We start from the raw sequence: 16,823 nt of genomic DNA on the forward strand, positions 1-16,823 counted from the left end.
GATCAGGGCGATTCCGCTGAAGCCCGGGCATCGACGGTGAGGGTGACGGTGCTGAAGCCGTCAGCTGAGACGGTGACACGGACGACTCCCGCGCCCGTCGGTCGCACGACTGCGATCGCGCGCCCCTCGAACGTGGTGACCGAGTCGGCGAGGTACGACTCGGTGGTCGCAGGCCGCGCCGACCCTAGTCCCTGGAGCCGTCCCGCTCCCGCCACGGCGACCGTGACGACCCGGTCGTCCGCGGTGCTCAGCACGCCGTTCTCGTCGACGAGCTCGATCTCGACGTAGGCGAGATCCGAGTCGTCGGCTCGAACGACAGCGCGATCGACCTCGGCCGAGATCCCGGCCACAGATCGAGCGGAACGGAGCAGAGTCCGCGTGACGACCGATCCGTCACGAGCGACGGCCTCCAGATCCCCCGTCTCATAGGGGACGTCGAAGGTGGCGGTGAAGCGGCTCTCCGCGCCGGCGCCCCGGATTCCGAGGGAGCGGCCGTTGAGGAGCAGCTCGACCTCGGGTGCTGCGCTGTAGACGTCGACTGTCATCGGTGTTCCGGCCTCGACATCGAAGGTCCAGCTGCCGACGGTGTCGCTCCAGGCCCAGTTGAGGGTCGTGACCCGCTCGTGCGGAGGGGCGGGCCGGTGGACGGCGAGGTAGGGCTCGGCGCGGAGCCCGAAGACGATCTCGCGGTAGTAGGACGCGGGGCGGCGGTACCCGGTGATGTCGATGTCCCCGCACCAAGCCAGGAGCCAGGGGTACGCCGGTCCGGCGGGCTCCTCGCCGGCGGGCACGTACTGGGTCTGTCCGAGGCCCGCCTCGCCGAGGTAGTCCCAGCCCGTCCAGGTGAAGTCGCCGATGACGTGCGGGTTGCTCATCACGAGGTCCCAGAGCAGGTCGATGCGGTGCGAGAGGGTCTCCGTGCCGAGGACGACGCGGTTCGGGAAGCGCTCGCGATCGCCGAGGTAGCGGTCGTCGCCGTAGTTGTGCCCGACGATGTCGACGACGGCGTGCGACTCCTCGGTCGCGTCCGTCACGCTGTCCGAGAGCCCGAAGCGGTCCATCAGGTGGTGCAGCTCGGCCATCAGATCGTTCACGTTGCCCTGCGAGCGCACGACGTCCGCCTCCGCGAGGAAGACGGGCAGCAGATCCGAGATGGTGGCGACGAAGCTGCTGATGCTGTTCGTGACGAAGCGGGTGGGGTCGAGCGAGCGCACCTTCTCGGCTAAGGCGCGGCCGATGCCTGCGCCCAGGGGCTTGCCCGCGTCGAGGACCTCGTTGCCGATCGAGTAGGCGATCACGCTGGGATGGTTGAAGCCGCGCACCACCATCGCTTCGATGTCCCGCTCCCACCACTCCGGGAAGGCGAGGGAGTAGTCGAAGTTGTTCTTCGACTCCGCCCACATGTCGAAGGCCTCGTCGAGCACCAGGACGCCGAGGCGGTCGCACGCGTCGAGCATCGCGGTGCTCAGCGGGTTGTGGGAGGAACGGACGGCGTTGAAGCCGGCGGACTTGAGGATCTCGATCCGCCGTTCGTCGGCGCGCGGGATCGCCGCGGCTCCCAGGACCCCGTTGTCGTGGTGGATGCACGCACCGCGCAGCTTCACGACCTCGCCGTTGATGCGCAGGCCCTCGAGGGGATCGAGCTGCAGAGTGCGGATCCCGAACCGCGTCCGCTGCTCGTCGACGACGAACGCGTCGACCTCGATCGTCGTGGTGCAGGTGTGGAGGTGGGGGTCCTCGGTGCTCCACAGGTGCGGCGCTGCGACGACGAGCCGGTGCCGGAGGACGCCGCTGGAGTGGGGGCGCAGCGTGATCGGCGCGGAATCGGAGGCGACGAGAGTGCCCTCGGCATCGAGGATCTCGGTGCGCACGCGGAGCGTCCGTGTCAGGATCTCCTCGTTCTCGAGCGTGAGCTCGATCTCGACAACGGCTCGTCGAGCATCGACATCCGTCGTCGTGATCCTCGTCCCGCCCGCTCGGACGTGCTGCAGCGCGGTGACCGAGAGCATGACCCCGCGGTGGATGCCGAGGCCCGAGTACCACCGCGAGTCCTGGTGGCTGCGCGCCTCGACGCGGATCTCGTTCTGCTCGCCGTAGCGCAGGAACGGATCCAGGGCGATCCGGAACGGGATGTACCCGTGGGGGCGCTGCCCGGCGAAGACGCCGTTCACGAAGACCATCGCGTCGCGGTAGACGCCGTCGAACTCGACCGACACGCGGCGGTCGCTCCACCACGACGGGGCGTCGAAGAGCTTGGTGTACTGCACCGCTGCGCCGGGGAAGTAGCCGTTCCCGGAGCCGCCGACCGCATCGGGCGAGCGGGTCAGGCCCAGCATCGCGTCGTGCGGGAGCGTGACGGTCGGCGGCTCCTGTGCCGCGGCGAACAGCTGCCCGAAGATGCTCGATTTCGGCTGGACGCGCCAGCCGCTGGTGAAGGATGTCTGAACCACGGTGTCCTCGGGGGTCGGCCTCCGCGCGTCCCACGGTCGAGCCGCGGCCGGTCGGGGTCCCGACCGTTCGTGGAGGCGCATCGAGCGGCGCCCACGCTCGCAGGAGGATCGGGAGTGCGCGTCCGACTCGATCACTCTTCCAGCGTCGGCGGGGGCGAGGCGAACCTTTGCGCAAAAAGCCCGGACGCACTCAGCTCGCGGAGTGCCGAGTGCTGCTGCGCACGACGAGACGGGTGGGGACCTCCACCCGCTCGAACGATCCGCTCGGCAGCACGCGCTGCTCGTGCACGAGCTCGACTGCGCGGGCGGCCATCTCGGCGAAGGGCTGGTGCACGGTGGTGAGTGGTGGCACGGCCAGGGCGCAGCGGGGCTCATCGTTGAAGCCGACGACGCTGATGTCCTCCGGGATCCGCAGACTCAGACGGGACGCGCCGCTGTAGATCGCGAGCGCGAGGGCGTCGTCCGCGGCGAAGACGCCGAGGGGCGAGCGGTCCGACGAGAACAGGGCTCGCAGATGCGCGGTGAGGTCGGTGTCGTTCCAGTCGGCGTCGATCCTGCTCACCGCGGCACCGGGTGCGCGCTCGTCGAGCGCGTGCCGGAAGCCCTCCTCGCGGGCCTTGCCGAAGCGGAAGCGCGGCGTCCCCAGGACGACGGCGAACCGCTGCAGTCCCGTGCCCGCCAGGTGCTCCCCGGCGTCGTAGCCGCCCTGCCAGTCCGTCGTCCCCACGCTCGCGACCTCGCCCTCCGGATCCGAGAGCGGATCGAGGAGGACCGCGGGGATGGCCAGCTCGCGCAGCCGGAGGAGCTGCGCACGGGTCGGGCGGATGAGCCCCAGGATCACCCCCGCGGGTCGGCGGACCGCGACCCTGACGGGCCAGTCGTCGGCCGCATCGTCCCTCTCGAGGGTGAGCCCCAGGTCGTATCCGTGCGCGAAGGCGGCCCGGCGCACCGCCGTCGTCACGGTGTCGGTCCACTCGTCCTCGACGAATCCGAGGATCAGCTCGATCATCCGGCTGTCGCCGCTCCGCGGCCGGCCGCGAGGGGAGGAACCCCTGTCGTAGCCGAGCTCGGTGGCCGCGGTCAGAACCCGGCTCCGGGTGGCGGAGCCGAGGTCCCCGCCTCCGGAGAGGGCGCGGGACGCGGTGGAGATCGACACTCCCGCCCGCGCGGCGACATCGCGCAGTGTCACGATCGGAGCGTCGGGCACGGGGCACCTCCGCTGAGACTGTAGCCCGAGGGTGCGGACCCGGTCACCGGATCACCCCGACGGTCCGCGGCCGGACCACCAGATGGAGGACGACGACCGCGAGGGCCATGCATCCGCCCATGAAGATCCCCATCGCGGTCCCGGATCCCTGACCGAGCACTCCGACGAGGGGGACCGAGACGCCGGGCAGGCCGAAGTTCACCACGCCGACGACCGCCGCGGCCGTTCCTGCCTCCTCCCGGTGGTTCGCGAGCGCGAGCACTCCGGTGCAGGGGGCGGTGGCGCCGGCGAAGAGCAGGAAGCAGACGGTGCTGCTCACGAGCGCCGCGAGACCGGCGCCGGTGCCGGCGAGGACGGCGGCCGCCGCTCCACTGCAGGCGGCCGCCGGGAGGGTGAAAGCGAGGATCCACTGCGGCCCGACGCGCAGCATGACCCGCGACGAGGTCTGCGAGCCGACCACGAAGGCGACCGCGTGGATCGCGAAGATCCAGCCGTACTGCTGCGGGTCGAGTCCGTAGGTGCCCTGCAGCACGAAGGGCGAGGTCGACATGAAGCTGAAGACGCCGGAGACCATCAGGCCGCCGATCAGAGCGACCCCGAGAAAGGAGCGATCGCGCAGGAGCGAGGCGAGCCGCGACGAGTGCCGCCGGCGCTGCGGGGAGGAGTGGTCCAGCGGTGCCAGGGTCTCGCCGATGAGGCGCCAGGACAGCGCCAGCACGAGCGCTCCGTAAAAGGCGACCGCGACGAAGACGCCGCGCCAGTCGAGCACGAGGAGCAGCTGAGCGCCGAGGACCGGGGCGACGACCGGAGCGAGCCCGCCGATGAGCGCGAGACGGGCGAGCACGAGGATGAGCCGCCTCCCCTCGAACAGGTCCCTGGCCATCGCGGTCGCGATGACCGCTCCTCCCGCTGCACCCGCGCCCTGCAGGAAGCGGAACGCGAGGAGCCAGCCGATGTCGGGGGCGAGGGCGGCACCGATGCTCGCCGCGATGTGGACCGCGGTGGCGATCAGGAGCGGCTTGCGGCGGCCGATCACATCGCTCCACTGGCCCACGACGAACTGCCCGATGCCGATGCCGAGGGTGGTCGCGGTCAGCGTCAGCTGCACCGCGGCCTCGGTCGCCCCGAGGTCGGACTTCACGGACGGGAAGGCCGGCAGGTAGAGGTCGATGGTCAGGGGTCCGAGGACCACCAGGAGGCCGAGGGCGAGGACGAGTGATCGTCGTGCGGGGAGGGGGAGTGTGCTCACAAGTGCTTCCTCGTCGAGGGGAACGCGGAACGGGCTCGTGCCCGCTGCGGGTGCAGCCGGTACGGGCCCGGACTTGTGCAGGGGACGGCGGACGCCGCCCCGGCGAGGGGCGGGGAGGGAGGGATCGCTCCCCGCCTCCCCGCCGCCGTGCTACTTCACGGTCACGCGGACCCGGCTCAGGTTCGCGACGTTCGCGACCGGGGAGTCCGTGGATCCGTCCCGCTGCGACGCGACCTGGACGGTCGCGAAGTAGGTTCCGGGGGTCGTGTACGTGTGGCTCGCCTTCGTGACGACGGAGTCGCCGACCGCGGTCAGCGTCGAGGAGCCGTACTCGCCCGTGCCGAGGAAGTCCCAGCGGGCCGACACGATCTGCCCGGCCCCGGGGGGCGTCTGGGCCTTGGCGGTGAACGAGACCGGCTGCCCGGCCTTCACCTCGATGTCCGTCCGGCCGCGAGCGGTGAGATCGACGACGGGCTGCGCGCCGAGTCGCTGCGACGCCTTCTGCGGGACGAGCACCTGGTTCTCCACGACGCGGTACTGCGTCGACGCCGGCGGGGCGACGCCGTCCTCGGCCCAGGCGCTCACGTCGCGCAGGGCCTGCTCGATGCTGTCCGTGAACTCGACCAGGCGGGACGCCTTCTCCCCGACGACGGGTCCCTCCTGGTGGTCGGCGTGGTCGTTGAAGTAGACGCGGTAGGTGTCATCGAACGCGGCTCCGAGCGACGCCTTCGCCCTGCTCGTGTACCAGGCGGCGCCCCACGGCAGGGCGTCGGTGTCGTACAGGTTGTCGACGACGATCGTTTTCATCGTGACCGCGCCGCTGTACGCCGCTCCGCCCGAGACGCTCCGGGCGATGAGGGGCGACACCTGCACGGCGCGCTGCGGGTACACGGGAGTGCCGTCGGCCTTGCGGAACTGGTCCCACTGCGTGAACTCGGCCGACGCGGGGACGACGTGACGGTGGTACCCGTACATCGCCAGGTGCCACAGGTTGTCGAGGCGGACGGTGCGGCCGGCGACCAGCGCGGCGAGGACGGCGGGGGAGGTGGTGGCCGAGGTCGTGTAGGTCCGGGCGGCCGCGTCGAACGTGCCGGACAGGCGGCCCACCGGGGTCGTGCCGTCGGCGCCGTTCACCGTGAAGTCGAACGTCACGCCGTCTACCGACGCGGGCACGCCGGAGAAGGTCACGGTCCTGGTGCCGTCCGCGTTCACGGCGATCGACCGGACCGTGGTCGTGGTATCGACCTTCGCGGCGCGGATGCGGTCGCCGAGCTCGCTCTGCTCCGTCCCCAGATAGCCGGGAAGGCTCCAGAAGTCCGTCGCGTACGTGCGGTCGATGTTCCGCACGGTCGGGACGAAGAGGTCGGTGTCGGAGGTGTCGACGTAGTCGAAGTCCTCCCACGCGCGGGGCGGCAGGCCGAAGCGGTCGGCCTGCACGGCGATCGACTGCTGCAGGGGCGAGAGGCCGGGGACCGAGGAGATGCTCCCGGTGAGAGCGGCGGCATCCTCGATCGCGGCGGCCCGGTCGCGGAGGACGAAGCCGGCCAGTGCACGGACGCTCGCCGTCGTGGCGTAGCCCGTGGGGTTCGAGATGATCGAGGGCACTGCACCCTGCCAGACGCCGGTCGTGTTCTCGGCCGCGCCGATCGACTGGTACGAGCCGCCGCTGCCGCCGTAGACGTAGCCGGAGATCTCGCGGTCGGGCTGTCCGTAGTAGTCGGCCGCGACCTCCCGGGCGAACTTCGCCGCCGCCGCGTCGTGGCGGTAGCCGGCCGTCCCCGTCGTCTGCACCGTGTATCCGCCGCTCTCGACGCCGAACACGATGGTGCGGTCCTTCGCGACCTCGGTCTGGATCGGGTACGCCCACTGGAAGAAGCGCCCCTCCCACTGCTCGGCGGGCGGCAGGTAGATCGTGAACTTCGTCGTGGTGCCCTCGAAGTGCCCCGACACCCGGTGGACGGGGACGGGGACGTCGATGTCCTCCTCCGCGTCGATCACGGGCGTCGAGTAGGTGGGATCGATGCAGGTCGCGTCGACGAGGACGGGACCGCCGGGGGTGGCCGCGGCGCAGGGCACGGGCGCGTCGGCCGCGAGGGCAGCGGGAGCCGCGGACAGCGCGAGGAGCAGGGAGGTCGCGGCGGCGACGCTCCCGAGGGCGACGCGCGAGGCGCGTCGACGGACCGCGCGGGGCGGCGTGGATCGTCCGGTCATTCTGGTTCTCTCCATCTTCATCGGTGGATCTGGGGGGAGGTGGGCGGGATCGCGGGCGTCAGGCGAGGGGCGGGTCCGGGGTGTACCGGACCGTCCGCACCGCCAGCGGAGGGGAGGCGGGATCGAGCGCGCTGAGCGCGAGCACCCGCCCGGTGAAGCCGGAGGCGACCTCGGTGGAGAGGTAGCGGCCGTCGACCCGGGCGAGCGGGATCGCCGGCTGCTCGCCGACGACGACCGACAGGATCAGGTCGTCCGGACCGGCGTCGCCCAGCGGCACCGGCTTCGAGGCGGGCGCCGTGCTCTGGATCCGCAGTGTTACGCCGTGCTCCGCGACCGTCGTCGAGCCGAGCTCCTGCTCGAGGTCGCCGACGCGCACCCGTGCCGAGACCGTCGCGCCGCGGCGGACCAGGCCCGCCCAGTGGCGGTCGTCGATCCGGAGGCGGAACACGCCGTCCCCCGCCGTCTCCGCCTCGGCGCGCCAGGCCTCGTCGGTGACGCGGAAGGCGAGCGAGCGCGACTCGCGACCGGCGCTGATCCGGAGGCCGTCGGCGCTCGGCGCCGTGAAGGCGCCGGGTTCCCCGCCCGGCACGATCCACCGCGCGTCGAGGGCGTCCGCGCGGAAGTCGTCGACGAACGAGCGATCGACCTCGGGCAGCGTGTAGCGGTCGGGCACGAAGACGGGCCAGCCGTCGGACCAGGCGATGCCGCTGAGGAACGTCTCGCGGCCCAGGACGTGGAAGCCCGGTGTCGACCCCCGGGGGCGCACGCCGAGGTGGACCGCGGCCCATCCGCCGTCGGCGGTCTCGACGAGGTCCGCGTGGCCGACGCTCTGCACGGGGTGGATGGAGCTGCGCCTGCTGAAGATCGGATTGGCGGGGTGGCCCTCGAAGGGCCCGCGGGGGCTGGGACCGCGTGCGACGGTCACGCAGTGCCCTCGCTCCGTGCCGCCTTCTGCCAGCAGGAGGTACCAGACGCCGTCGACGGGGTACAGGTGCGGGCCCTCGGCCGCGGGGAGGCCGCTGCCCTGCCACACGGGATACGGCTCCTCGAGGAGCTCGCCGGTGGAGAGGTCGACCGGTGCCTGGAGGACCCCGTGGTACCCGGTGCGGAAGCTGAGCGCGTTCCAGGTGAGGTAGCAGGTGCCGTCCTCATCCCAGCAGAGATCCGGATCGATGCCGAGGGCGGCCGGCACGAAGGTCGGCTCGCTCCACTCGCCGCGCGGGTCGTCGGTGCTGACGAGGACCATGCCGCTCTCGGGGTCGCTCATGTTGCTGGTGACGAACCAGAACCGGCCGTCGTGGTGACGGAGCGTCGATCCGTAGACGCCGCCGGAGGGGCGCCCGTCGCCGCGGCGGAACTGCGTGCGCCGGGTCAGGATGCTGCCGATCTGCGTCCACGACACGAGGTCGGTGCTGTGGAACAGGGGAGCGCCGGGGAAGTACTCGAAGCTCGAGCACGCGAGGTAGTAGTCCTCGCCCACTCGGCAGATCGTCGGATCCGGGTGGAAGCCGGGGAGCACCGGTGCCGTCTCGGAATTCATGCTCGTCCGCCTGCCACGGTCGAGAGGAGGTCGCCGCGGAGAGCGGAGACGTCGGTGTTGTCGGGGACGAGTGCTCGCGCCAGCTCGGACACCGGGGCGTCCAGGTACGCGGCGAGCCGGGTCGCCGCCGTCCGCTCCCCGTCGACCACGCCCTCTCGGACCGCGCGGTCGACCACGGCACGCCAGGTCGCCTCGTCGTCGAGCACGTCGCGGATCACCGCCGGGGCACCCGTTCGTCGATCGGGGTCGGCCACGTCCCAGCAGTGCCGGCCGTGGCCGACCTCGAAGGAGGGGGAGCCGTCGGGCAGGTGGACCGTCGCGGTGGCGCCGACGGGCACCGTCGCCTCGACGACCAGCCGACCGCCGGCGCGCCGCCACGACACGGACGCCTCGCCGTAGGGCGTGAGGTGCCGAGCGTGCGCGTGCTCGAGCTCCGCCGGCGGGAGGGGTCGAACCTCCAGGCGCCGGTACCCGGGGGCGGCCGGTGCGAGACCGGCGACGCTGCGGTGCATCCAGTCGGCGACCGCGCCGAGGGCGTAGTGGTTGAACGAGGTCATCTCGCCCGGGTTCACGGTGCCGTCGGGCAGCATCGAGTCCCAGCGCTCCCAGATCGTCGTGGCGTCCATCGTCACGGGGTAGAGCCACGAGGGCAGTCCGGTCTGCAGGAGCAGGCGGTGCGCGAGCTCCGGGTGGCCGGCGTCGGTGAGGGCGTCGCAGATCAGCGGAGTGCCGACGAAGCCGGTGCTGATGCGGAATCCGCTCGCGCGGACGAGGTCGGCGAGGCGCTCGCCCGCGAGACGTCGCTGGTCGTCGCCGGGGAGGAGCGCCCACTGCAGGGCGAGCGCGTAGACGGTCTGGGCGTCCGAGAGGACGCGGCCGGCGGGAGTGACGTAGGCCTGCGCGAACGCCGCGCGCACCTCGGCGGCGACCGACTCGTAGGCGCGGGCGTCGTCGTCGAGACCGAGCAGGCGGGCGGTCGCGGCGAGGATCGAGGTCGAGCGGGCCAGGTGCGCGGTGGCGACCACGTCCGGATCGGCCTTCGCGCGGTAGGGGTCCTCCGGAGGCGCGGTCGGGTCGAGCCAGTCGCCGTACTGGAATCCGCCCGTCCAGAGCCTGTCGGCCCCGGCGCGGAGGAGCACGGCCTCGACCCAGGCGAGCATGCTCGGGTACTGCCTCCGCAGCACCTCGAGATCGCCGGTGCGCTGGTGCAGCACCCAGGGCACGACGGTGGCGGCGTCTCCCCACGCGGCGGCGGGAGTGCTCATGAGCTCGCTGCGGATCACGTCGGGGACGACGTGGGGGAGCGAGCCGTCCGGGAGCTGCTCCGCCGCGAGGTCGGCGAGCCAGGAGTCGAGGAAGCCGTTGACGTCGAAGAGGAACGCGGCGGTGGGGGTGAACACCTGGATGTCGCCCGTCCAGCCCAGACGCTCGTCGCGCTGGGGGCAGTCGGTCGGCACGTCGACGAAGTTGCCGCGGAGCGACCAGACGACGTTCTCGTGGAACCGGTTCAGCAGCGCGTGCGAGGAGTCGAACCAGCCGGTACGGCGCAGATCCGTGCCGACGACCACGAGGTCGACGTCCTCGGGCCGCAGCTCGGGCACACCCGTGATCTCCGCGTAGCGGAAGCCGTGCAGGGTGAGGGTGGGCTCGAGCACCTCCTCGGCGTCGCCACGGACGACGAACACGTCGGTGGCCTGCGCCGACCGGAGCGCGCGGGTCGCGAGTCCGCCGTCCTCGAGCGCCTCCGCGTGCTTCAGGACCACCCGGGCGCCCTCCTCGAGCCCGCGCACGCGCAGCCGGAGGCGCCCGACGGCGTTCTGGCCGAAGTCGACGAGGAGCGACCCGGTCGGGGACTCCCAGATCCGTCGCGCGTCCAGCACGGCGAGCGGTCGGACAGACGGGCCCTGCGGGGCGACCAGGGTGCCGAGATCGACGGCCACGGTCTCGACGGCCGTCGGGGTCTGCGCGGAGTCCTCGTGCCGGAGGTCGGTCGTCTGACCGTCGTAGAGATCGTCGGCGAGGACGCCGCTGGGGCGGGCCGTCCAGTCGGGGTCCGTCGCGAGCACGTGGACGGCGCCGTCGTCCGTGGTGATCTCGAGCTGCGCGAGCAGGGCGAGGCGATCGCCGTAGACGGCGCGCCGGTCCTCCCAGCCCAGGCGGCCGCGGTACCAGCCGTTGCCGAGCACGGCGTCGAGCGTGTTCTCGCCGCCGGTGACGAGGGCGGTGACGTCGTAGGCGTGGTAGCGGAGGCGGTGGTCGTACGACGTCCAGCCGGGGGCGAGAGCGTCCTCGCTGACGAGTCGCCCGTTGATCCGAGCCTCGTAGACGCCGTGTGCGGAGGCGTAGAGGCGTGCCTTGACGACCCGCCCCGCGATGTCGATCCGGCCCGAGAGCAGCGGAGCGGGATCGGAATCGCCGCCGATCGACACCGGAGTGACGAAGCGGGCGGTCCAGTCGGCGGGATCCAGCAGGCCGGCCTCGGCCAGGGTCGGCTCGCTCCACGGGCTCCAGTCGGAGCCGTGGGCCACGCGGACGCGGACGGCGATCTCCTCCCTGGAGTGCAGGGGCGCTGCGGGCCAGGCGACGAGGACCTGCTCCGGGCCCTCGAGCAGGTGCGCTGACGTGCCGGTCGCGCGCCGGATCTCGACCTCGGCCGCGGTCTGCTCGTAGCCCTCGTCCGCACTCGGCACGCTCCACGACAGCCGGGGGGCGGCTGAGCCGAGGGCGAGCACGGTGCCGGAACCGGTCCGGTGCTCGAGTCGGGGGGCGTGCGGACGCGCGGCGATGACCATGGTGATCCTCTTCTGTGCGGGCACGGCGGAGCGTGCCCCGGTGTGCGGAGCGGGGACGTGCGGAGCGGCGCCCGGTCAGAGGGCGAGGACCTCGAGGCGCTTGGCGCGCCGGGCCCGCTGCAGCACCGGGTCGGCGACCGGCGCCGCCATCTGGAGCTTCCGCGTGTACTCGTGGGCCGGCGCGGTCGCGACCTGGTGGGCCTCGCCCAGCTCGACGATGCGGCCCTGGTAGAGCACGGCGATCCGGTCGCTGATCTCGTTCACGACTCCGAGGTCGTGGCTGATGAACAGGTAGGCGACCCCGGTGCTGCGCTGGATGTCCTTGAGCAGCGCGAGCACCCGGGCCTGCGTCGTGACGTCCAGGGCGCTCGTCGGCTCGTCGCAGATGATCACGGAGGGCTCGAGTGCGAGGGCCCGCGCGATCGCGATGCGCTGGCGCTGCCCGCCGGAGAACTCCCGCGGGTACCGCGTCGCCGTGTCGGCGGGCAGGCCCACCGCATCGAGCAGCTCGCGGATGCGGGCCCGCCCGCCGGTCACCCCGGCGGCCGCCATCGGTTCGACGAGGATGTCCTCGACGCGCATCGACGGATTGAGCGAGGAGTACGGGTCCTGGAAGACGACCTGCACGTCGCGCGCGGCCTTGCGGCGCGCGGAGCGGGAGAGGCCGCTGATCTCGCGACCGCGGTAATCGATGGATCCGCCCGACACCGGAGCGAGTCCGAGGATCGCGCGGCCGATAGTCGTCTTGCCCGACCCGGACTCGCCGACGAGGCTGAGGGTCTCGCCCTCGTGGAGCGTGAAGGAGACGTCGTGGATGACCGTCTTGGCTTTGGACCGGTGGCCGAAGCGGACCACGAGGTCCTTCACGTCGAGGATGGGGGCGTTCATTCCGTGACCTCCGTGAGTTCGACGCTGCGCGACGAGCTGAGCAGCTCCCGCGTGTAGGGCTTCTGCGGGTTCGCGAAGATCGACTCCACGTCGCCGTGCTCGACGATCTCGCCCCGTTGCATGACGCTGACCGTGTCGCACAGGTCCGCGACGACGCCGAGATTGTGGGTCACCAGGATCATGGCGAGACCGCGCTCGGCACTCAGCCCGCGGAGCAGCTCGAGCACCTCGGCCTGCACGGTGACGTCGAGGGCGGTGGTCGGCTCGTCGGCGATAATCACGTCGGGGTCGGCGGCGAGGGCGCCGCAGATGAGCACGCGCTGGGCCATGCCGCCCGAGATCTCGTGCGGATACAGCTTCATCACGCGTTCGGCGTCCCGGATCCCGACCCGTTCCAGGAGCGAGAGGACGTGCGCTCGGGCGGCGGAGGCGCTGGTCTTCGTGACGGCGCGGAGGCCGAAGACGAGCTGGGCGCCGATGGTGAAGGAGGGGTCGAGGTTCGACATCGGTTCCTGCGGGATGTAGGCGATCCGGCGGCCGCGTGCGGCGCGCAGGGCGGCGGGGTCGGCGAGGATGTCGACCCCGTCGAGCAGGATGCTGCCGCCGAGTGCGACGGCCTCCTTCGGCAGGATCCCGAGGATCGAGAAGGCGATCTGCGATTTCCCCGAGCCGGACTCGCCGACGAGTCCGTGGATCTCGCCCCGGCGGACGTCGAGGTCGACGCCGTGCAGCACCTCGGTCACTGAGTCCTCGTCGCGCGGGTACCCCATGCGCAGGCCCCGGATGGAGAGGATCGCGTCGTTCTCGAGCGCGTCGTCGCCCGGGCGCACCCGGTCCTTCGCCGCGGCGTCGGCCAGCTCGCGCCGGCGGCGGGGGCGGAGGGCGCGGGTCGACCCGGAGGACTGGAGCACGTCCCGCAGGACATTGCCCAGCAGGACCAGCGCGAGGATGGTGACGCTGATCAGGACGGCCGGCCAGACCACTCCGCTGGGGGCGCCGTAGATGTTGTCGAACGAGTCCTGCAGCACGCCGCCCCACGACGGGACGGAGGGGTTGCCGAGGCCGAGGAAGTCGACTCCGGCCTGGATCCCGATGCCGGCCGCGAGGACGAAGGCGCTCTGGATGACGACCGGCCCGCGGACGGCCCAGAGGACGTGCCTGCCGATGATCCGCAGGTCCGACAGGCCGACGACCTTCGCCGCGTCGACGTAGAGCTCGGAGCGCACGCCGACCACGACCGCACGGACGAGCCGGAAGTACGCCGGCGCGATCAGGACGCCGAACACGGCCATGGCGGCGAGGATGTTCGGACCGGTCAGGGCGTAGAGGGCGATCAGCAGCACGATGCCGGGGAGGGACATGATCGAGTCCGACACGAAGCTCAGCACGGCCTCCGCGGCGCCGCGGTAGAAGCCTGCGATCAGTCCGGCGGTCACGCCGAGGGCGACCGAGACGCCGAGGACGACGAGGCAGCCGATGATCGTCTCGCGTGTGCCGATGACGAGGCGGGAGAAGACGTCCCGGCCGGACGCGTCGGCGCCGAAGAGGTGCCCGTCGCTGAACGGCAGGGCGTTCGCGGCGGCGAGGTCGGTCGCGTTGGGTGCGACAGGTGCGAAGGCGGAGCCGAAGATCCCGACGACGACGAGCAGGAGGAGGAAGGCGATCGCGATCGCGCCCTGGGGGTTGCTCAGCAGCCGCAGCCACAGCGGGCGGGTCGAGGGGCGCGTCGCCGGGGCGGTGGCGATGGCCTCGGTGGTGGGTCGGGACATCAGCGGGTCCTCGCCTTCGGGTTGAGCGCGACGTTGAGGATGTCGCTGAGGAAGTTGACGCAGAGCACGATCACGATCGTCGCCAGGACCGTGCCCATCACGACCGGCACGTCCCCCTGCTGCGCGGAGGTGTTGGCGAGCTGACCGATGCCCGGCAGAGCGAACACCTGTTCGACGAAGACGACGCCTCCCAGCAGGGCGATCGTCTGGAGGCTGAGCGCGGTGAGCCCGGGACCGGAGGCGTTGCGGAGCACGTGGCGGAAGACCACGGCCCTCTCCGGGATGCCCCGGGCGCGCAGCGTGCGCACGTAGTCGCGGGACAGGGCGTCGAGCACCGCCCCGCGGATCTGCGCCGCGGAGCTGGCGACGGAGCCGACCAGCAGCGCGATCACCGGGAGCGTCACCGAGGCGAGCCAGGCACCGACACCCTGCTGTGGCGGCACGTAGCCGGTGGCGGGGAAGAGGGGGATCGCGACGCCGAAGGCGAAGACGAGGACGACGGCCACGATGAAGGCCGGCACCGCGCCGCCCAGTCCCGAGAGGAACTGGACGACGCGGTCGAGCCAGCCGCCGTAGCGGGCGGCCGCGACTCCCACGAGCACGCTGATGATCGTCATCAGCACGAGGGTGAGCACGATCAGGGTGAGCGTCACGGGCACCCGGGAGGACAGCGCGCCCAGCACGGGCTGACCCGTGAAGTACGACCGGCCCAGGTCGCCAGTGACGACTCCCGAGATCCACTCGCCGAACTGCGCGAGGAGCGGCTGGTCCAGGCCCAGCTCCACCACCTTCATCTGCACGGCCTCCTCGCTCGCCGTGATCCCGAGGATGCCGCGGGCGATGCCCACGCCGTTGCCGAAGATCAGGCAGAACGTCGCGAAGCTGACGAGCAGCAGCACCCCGATCGAGCGGAGGAGGTTCTTCAGGAGGGAGAGCACAGTTCGGATCCCGTCGGTGTCGCGGTTCGGTCTACTTGAAGTCGCGCAGCAGCGGGTGCAGCGATCCGTAGTCGGTCGACTGGGCGACCTCGATGTCCGGGCTCGTGGCGTAGAAGCCGTCCGGGTACACCATGGGCACGAACCACGCCTGCTCGGTGATGTAGCGGTTGATGTCCTGCTGCGCCTGCGCCGCCTCCTCCGGGGTTCCCGTGAGGACGGTGTTCCAGAGCCCGTCGATCGTGGCGTCCGGCTGGTGGGAGACGTTCCAGTTGCCGTCGGTGAGGACGTAGTCCGAGATGTCCTGCAGGGACTCGCCGTAGTTGCCCAGCTGCCAGAGCGGCACCGGGTAGTCGCCGCTGAGCAGGGAGGTGATCGCCGTCGGGCCCGAGAGGGTCTGCTGCTCGACGGTGATGTTGATCTCGGCGAGCTGCGAGGTGATGTACGGCAGCAGGATGTCGAGGTTCTGGCCCTCGAGGAACGGCATCGGCAGGGTGAAGCCGTCGGCGTAGCCGGCCTTCTCCATCAGGGCCTTGGCGCCCTCGAGGTCGAACGGGTACGGGTCCTCGAGATCCTCGATGTACGCCGTCGTCCCGGGTCGGAAGATCTGGTAGGCCGGGTCGCCCTGGCCGCGGTAGAGCTGAGAGGTCATGGCGTCCTTGTCGAAGACCATGTTCATCGCGCGGCGCACGTCCACGCTGCCGAGGGCGGGGATCTTCTCGCCGAGGTGGTCGGTGATGAGGAGCCGCGTCGTGTTGCCGCGGAGGGTCTGCAGGTTCATCTTGGCCGCCTCGGCCTGCTCTGCCGTCGTCGCGGAGAGCAGGGTGCCCTGGATCTGGCCTGTGGTCAGAGCGTTCAGCGACGCGGTCTCGCTCTCGAGGACGCGCAGCTCGAGGGTCTTGTAGGGGTAAGCGTCCGCGTCCCAGTAGTCGTCGTTCTTCACGAACGAGTAGACCGAGCCGCCGGTGGTGGCGGCGGCGTCCAGCGTGTAGGGTCCGCTGCCGACCGGAGCGACCTGAGTGTCGCCGGAGGCGAGGTAGTCCGGGCTCGCGATGCGCGCCTCGCACAGCCGCAGGACGATCAGCGGCTGCGGAGTGGGCCAGGCGATGGTGACGGTCGACTCGTCCGGCGTGTCGATGGTGATGCCGGCGAAGCGCGTGGCCGATCCACCGTTCTCGGAGGCGTACTCGAACGATGCCTTGACCGCCGCGGAATCGACCGGCGACCCGTCCGAGAAGGTCATGCCGCTGCGGATGGTCGCGGTGACCGAGGTCCGGTCTTCGCTGAGCTCCCACGACTCGGCGACGTCGGGCAGGGGTTCGCCGTTCTCGTCGCAGGCGACGAGGGAGTCGTAGACGGCGTCCGCGCCCCAGCCCTGGTAGGACGGCTGCGCCGTCGGGTCCCAGCCCTGGATGTCCTGGGTCATGCCCAGGACCAGCTTGGCGTGATCGTTCTCTCCGCCGCCGGCGGTGCCGCCGCCCGAGCTCGGGGAGCATCCCACGAGCGCGAGTGAGGCGACGGCGGGGATGGCCAGCGTGACGAGGATGCGTCGCCGCATGCTTCTCATGACAACTCCTTTGTTGAGGGGGAACGTCTCCATCGCGGCGGAGGGGGAGCCGGCGCACAGTGTGCCGAGAGCGCCGCGGATAACGTTCTACGGCGAGAGTAAGGACGGCCTCGCAGGTCGTCAAAGCGTTTGCGCAAAAGGCCCTCCGTCATCTTGAGCCCCGGCTCTGCGCCGTGTAGAACGTTGTACGGGAACCTCCCATGACGGTTCGGGGA

Annotated in this window: 10 protein-coding genes; all 10 read right to left on the bottom strand. The window is 71.5% G+C overall.

Annotated features, from left to right (window positions below; all coding sequences use genetic code 11):
• Positions 1–2 precede the first annotated feature (2 nt).
• Positions 3–2,450 (bottom strand): glycoside hydrolase family 2 TIM barrel-domain containing protein, encoded by a 2,448-nt coding sequence (locus ASF46_RS00620; RefSeq protein WP_056865991.1) that lies wholly within the window; start codon positions 2,448–2,450, stop codon positions 3–5.
• A 190-nt stretch (positions 2,451–2,640) separates the two neighbouring features.
• On the bottom strand, positions 2,641–3,639 hold the full coding sequence (locus ASF46_RS00625) for a LacI family DNA-binding transcriptional regulator (protein WP_162240143.1): 999 nt from the start codon (positions 3,637–3,639) through the stop codon (positions 2,641–2,643).
• A 61-nt stretch (positions 3,640–3,700) separates the two neighbouring features.
• On the bottom strand, positions 3,701–4,906 hold the full coding sequence (locus tag ASF46_RS00630; protein ID WP_056865993.1) for a multidrug effflux MFS transporter: 1,206 nt from the start codon (positions 4,904–4,906) through the stop codon (positions 3,701–3,703).
• 150 nt (positions 4,907–5,056) lie between these two features.
• Complete coding sequence (locus tag ASF46_RS00635; RefSeq protein ID WP_056865994.1) at positions 5,057–7,117, bottom strand: PKD domain-containing protein; 2,061 nt, start codon at positions 7,115–7,117, stop codon at positions 5,057–5,059.
• Between the two features lie 58 nt (positions 7,118–7,175).
• The gene (locus ASF46_RS00640; protein WP_082485090.1) at positions 7,176–8,657 is read right to left on the bottom strand and encodes a glycoside hydrolase family 43 protein; all 1,482 of its coding nucleotides are present in this window, start codon (positions 8,655–8,657) and stop codon (positions 7,176–7,178) included.
• Positions 8,654–11,449 (bottom strand): family 78 glycoside hydrolase catalytic domain, encoded by a 2,796-nt coding sequence (locus ASF46_RS00645; RefSeq protein WP_056865995.1) that lies wholly within the window; start codon positions 11,447–11,449, stop codon positions 8,654–8,656. Before ASF46_RS00645 ends, ASF46_RS00640 begins: the two co-directional genes overlap by 4 nt.
• 75 nt (positions 11,450–11,524) lie before the next feature.
• Positions 11,525–12,337 carry an ATP-binding cassette domain-containing protein gene (locus tag ASF46_RS00650; RefSeq protein WP_056865996.1) on the bottom strand — a complete coding sequence of 271 codons (813 nt, stop codon included), beginning with the start codon at positions 12,335–12,337 and terminating at the stop codon, positions 11,525–11,527.
• The gene (locus tag ASF46_RS00655) at positions 12,334–14,106 is read right to left on the bottom strand and encodes a dipeptide/oligopeptide/nickel ABC transporter permease/ATP-binding protein (RefSeq protein ID WP_056865997.1); all 1,773 of its coding nucleotides are present in this window, start codon (positions 14,104–14,106) and stop codon (positions 12,334–12,336) included. Before ASF46_RS00655 ends, ASF46_RS00650 begins: the two co-directional genes overlap by 4 nt.
• A complete protein-coding gene (locus ASF46_RS00660) occupies positions 14,106–15,044 on the bottom strand; it encodes an ABC transporter permease (RefSeq protein WP_056865998.1) in 939 nt (312 codons plus the stop codon). Before ASF46_RS00660 ends, ASF46_RS00655 begins: the two co-directional genes overlap by 1 nt.
• A gap of 31 nt (positions 15,045–15,075) precedes the next feature.
• Complete coding sequence (locus ASF46_RS00665) at positions 15,076–16,608, bottom strand: ABC transporter substrate-binding protein (RefSeq protein WP_200919641.1); 1,533 nt, start codon at positions 16,606–16,608, stop codon at positions 15,076–15,078.
• Positions 16,609–16,823: the final 215 nt, after the last annotated feature.

The organism is Rathayibacter sp. Leaf296 (assembly GCF_001423045.1).
In the GTDB taxonomy this organism is placed as follows: Bacteria; Actinomycetota; Actinomycetes; order Actinomycetales; family Microbacteriaceae; genus Rathayibacter; species Rathayibacter caricis.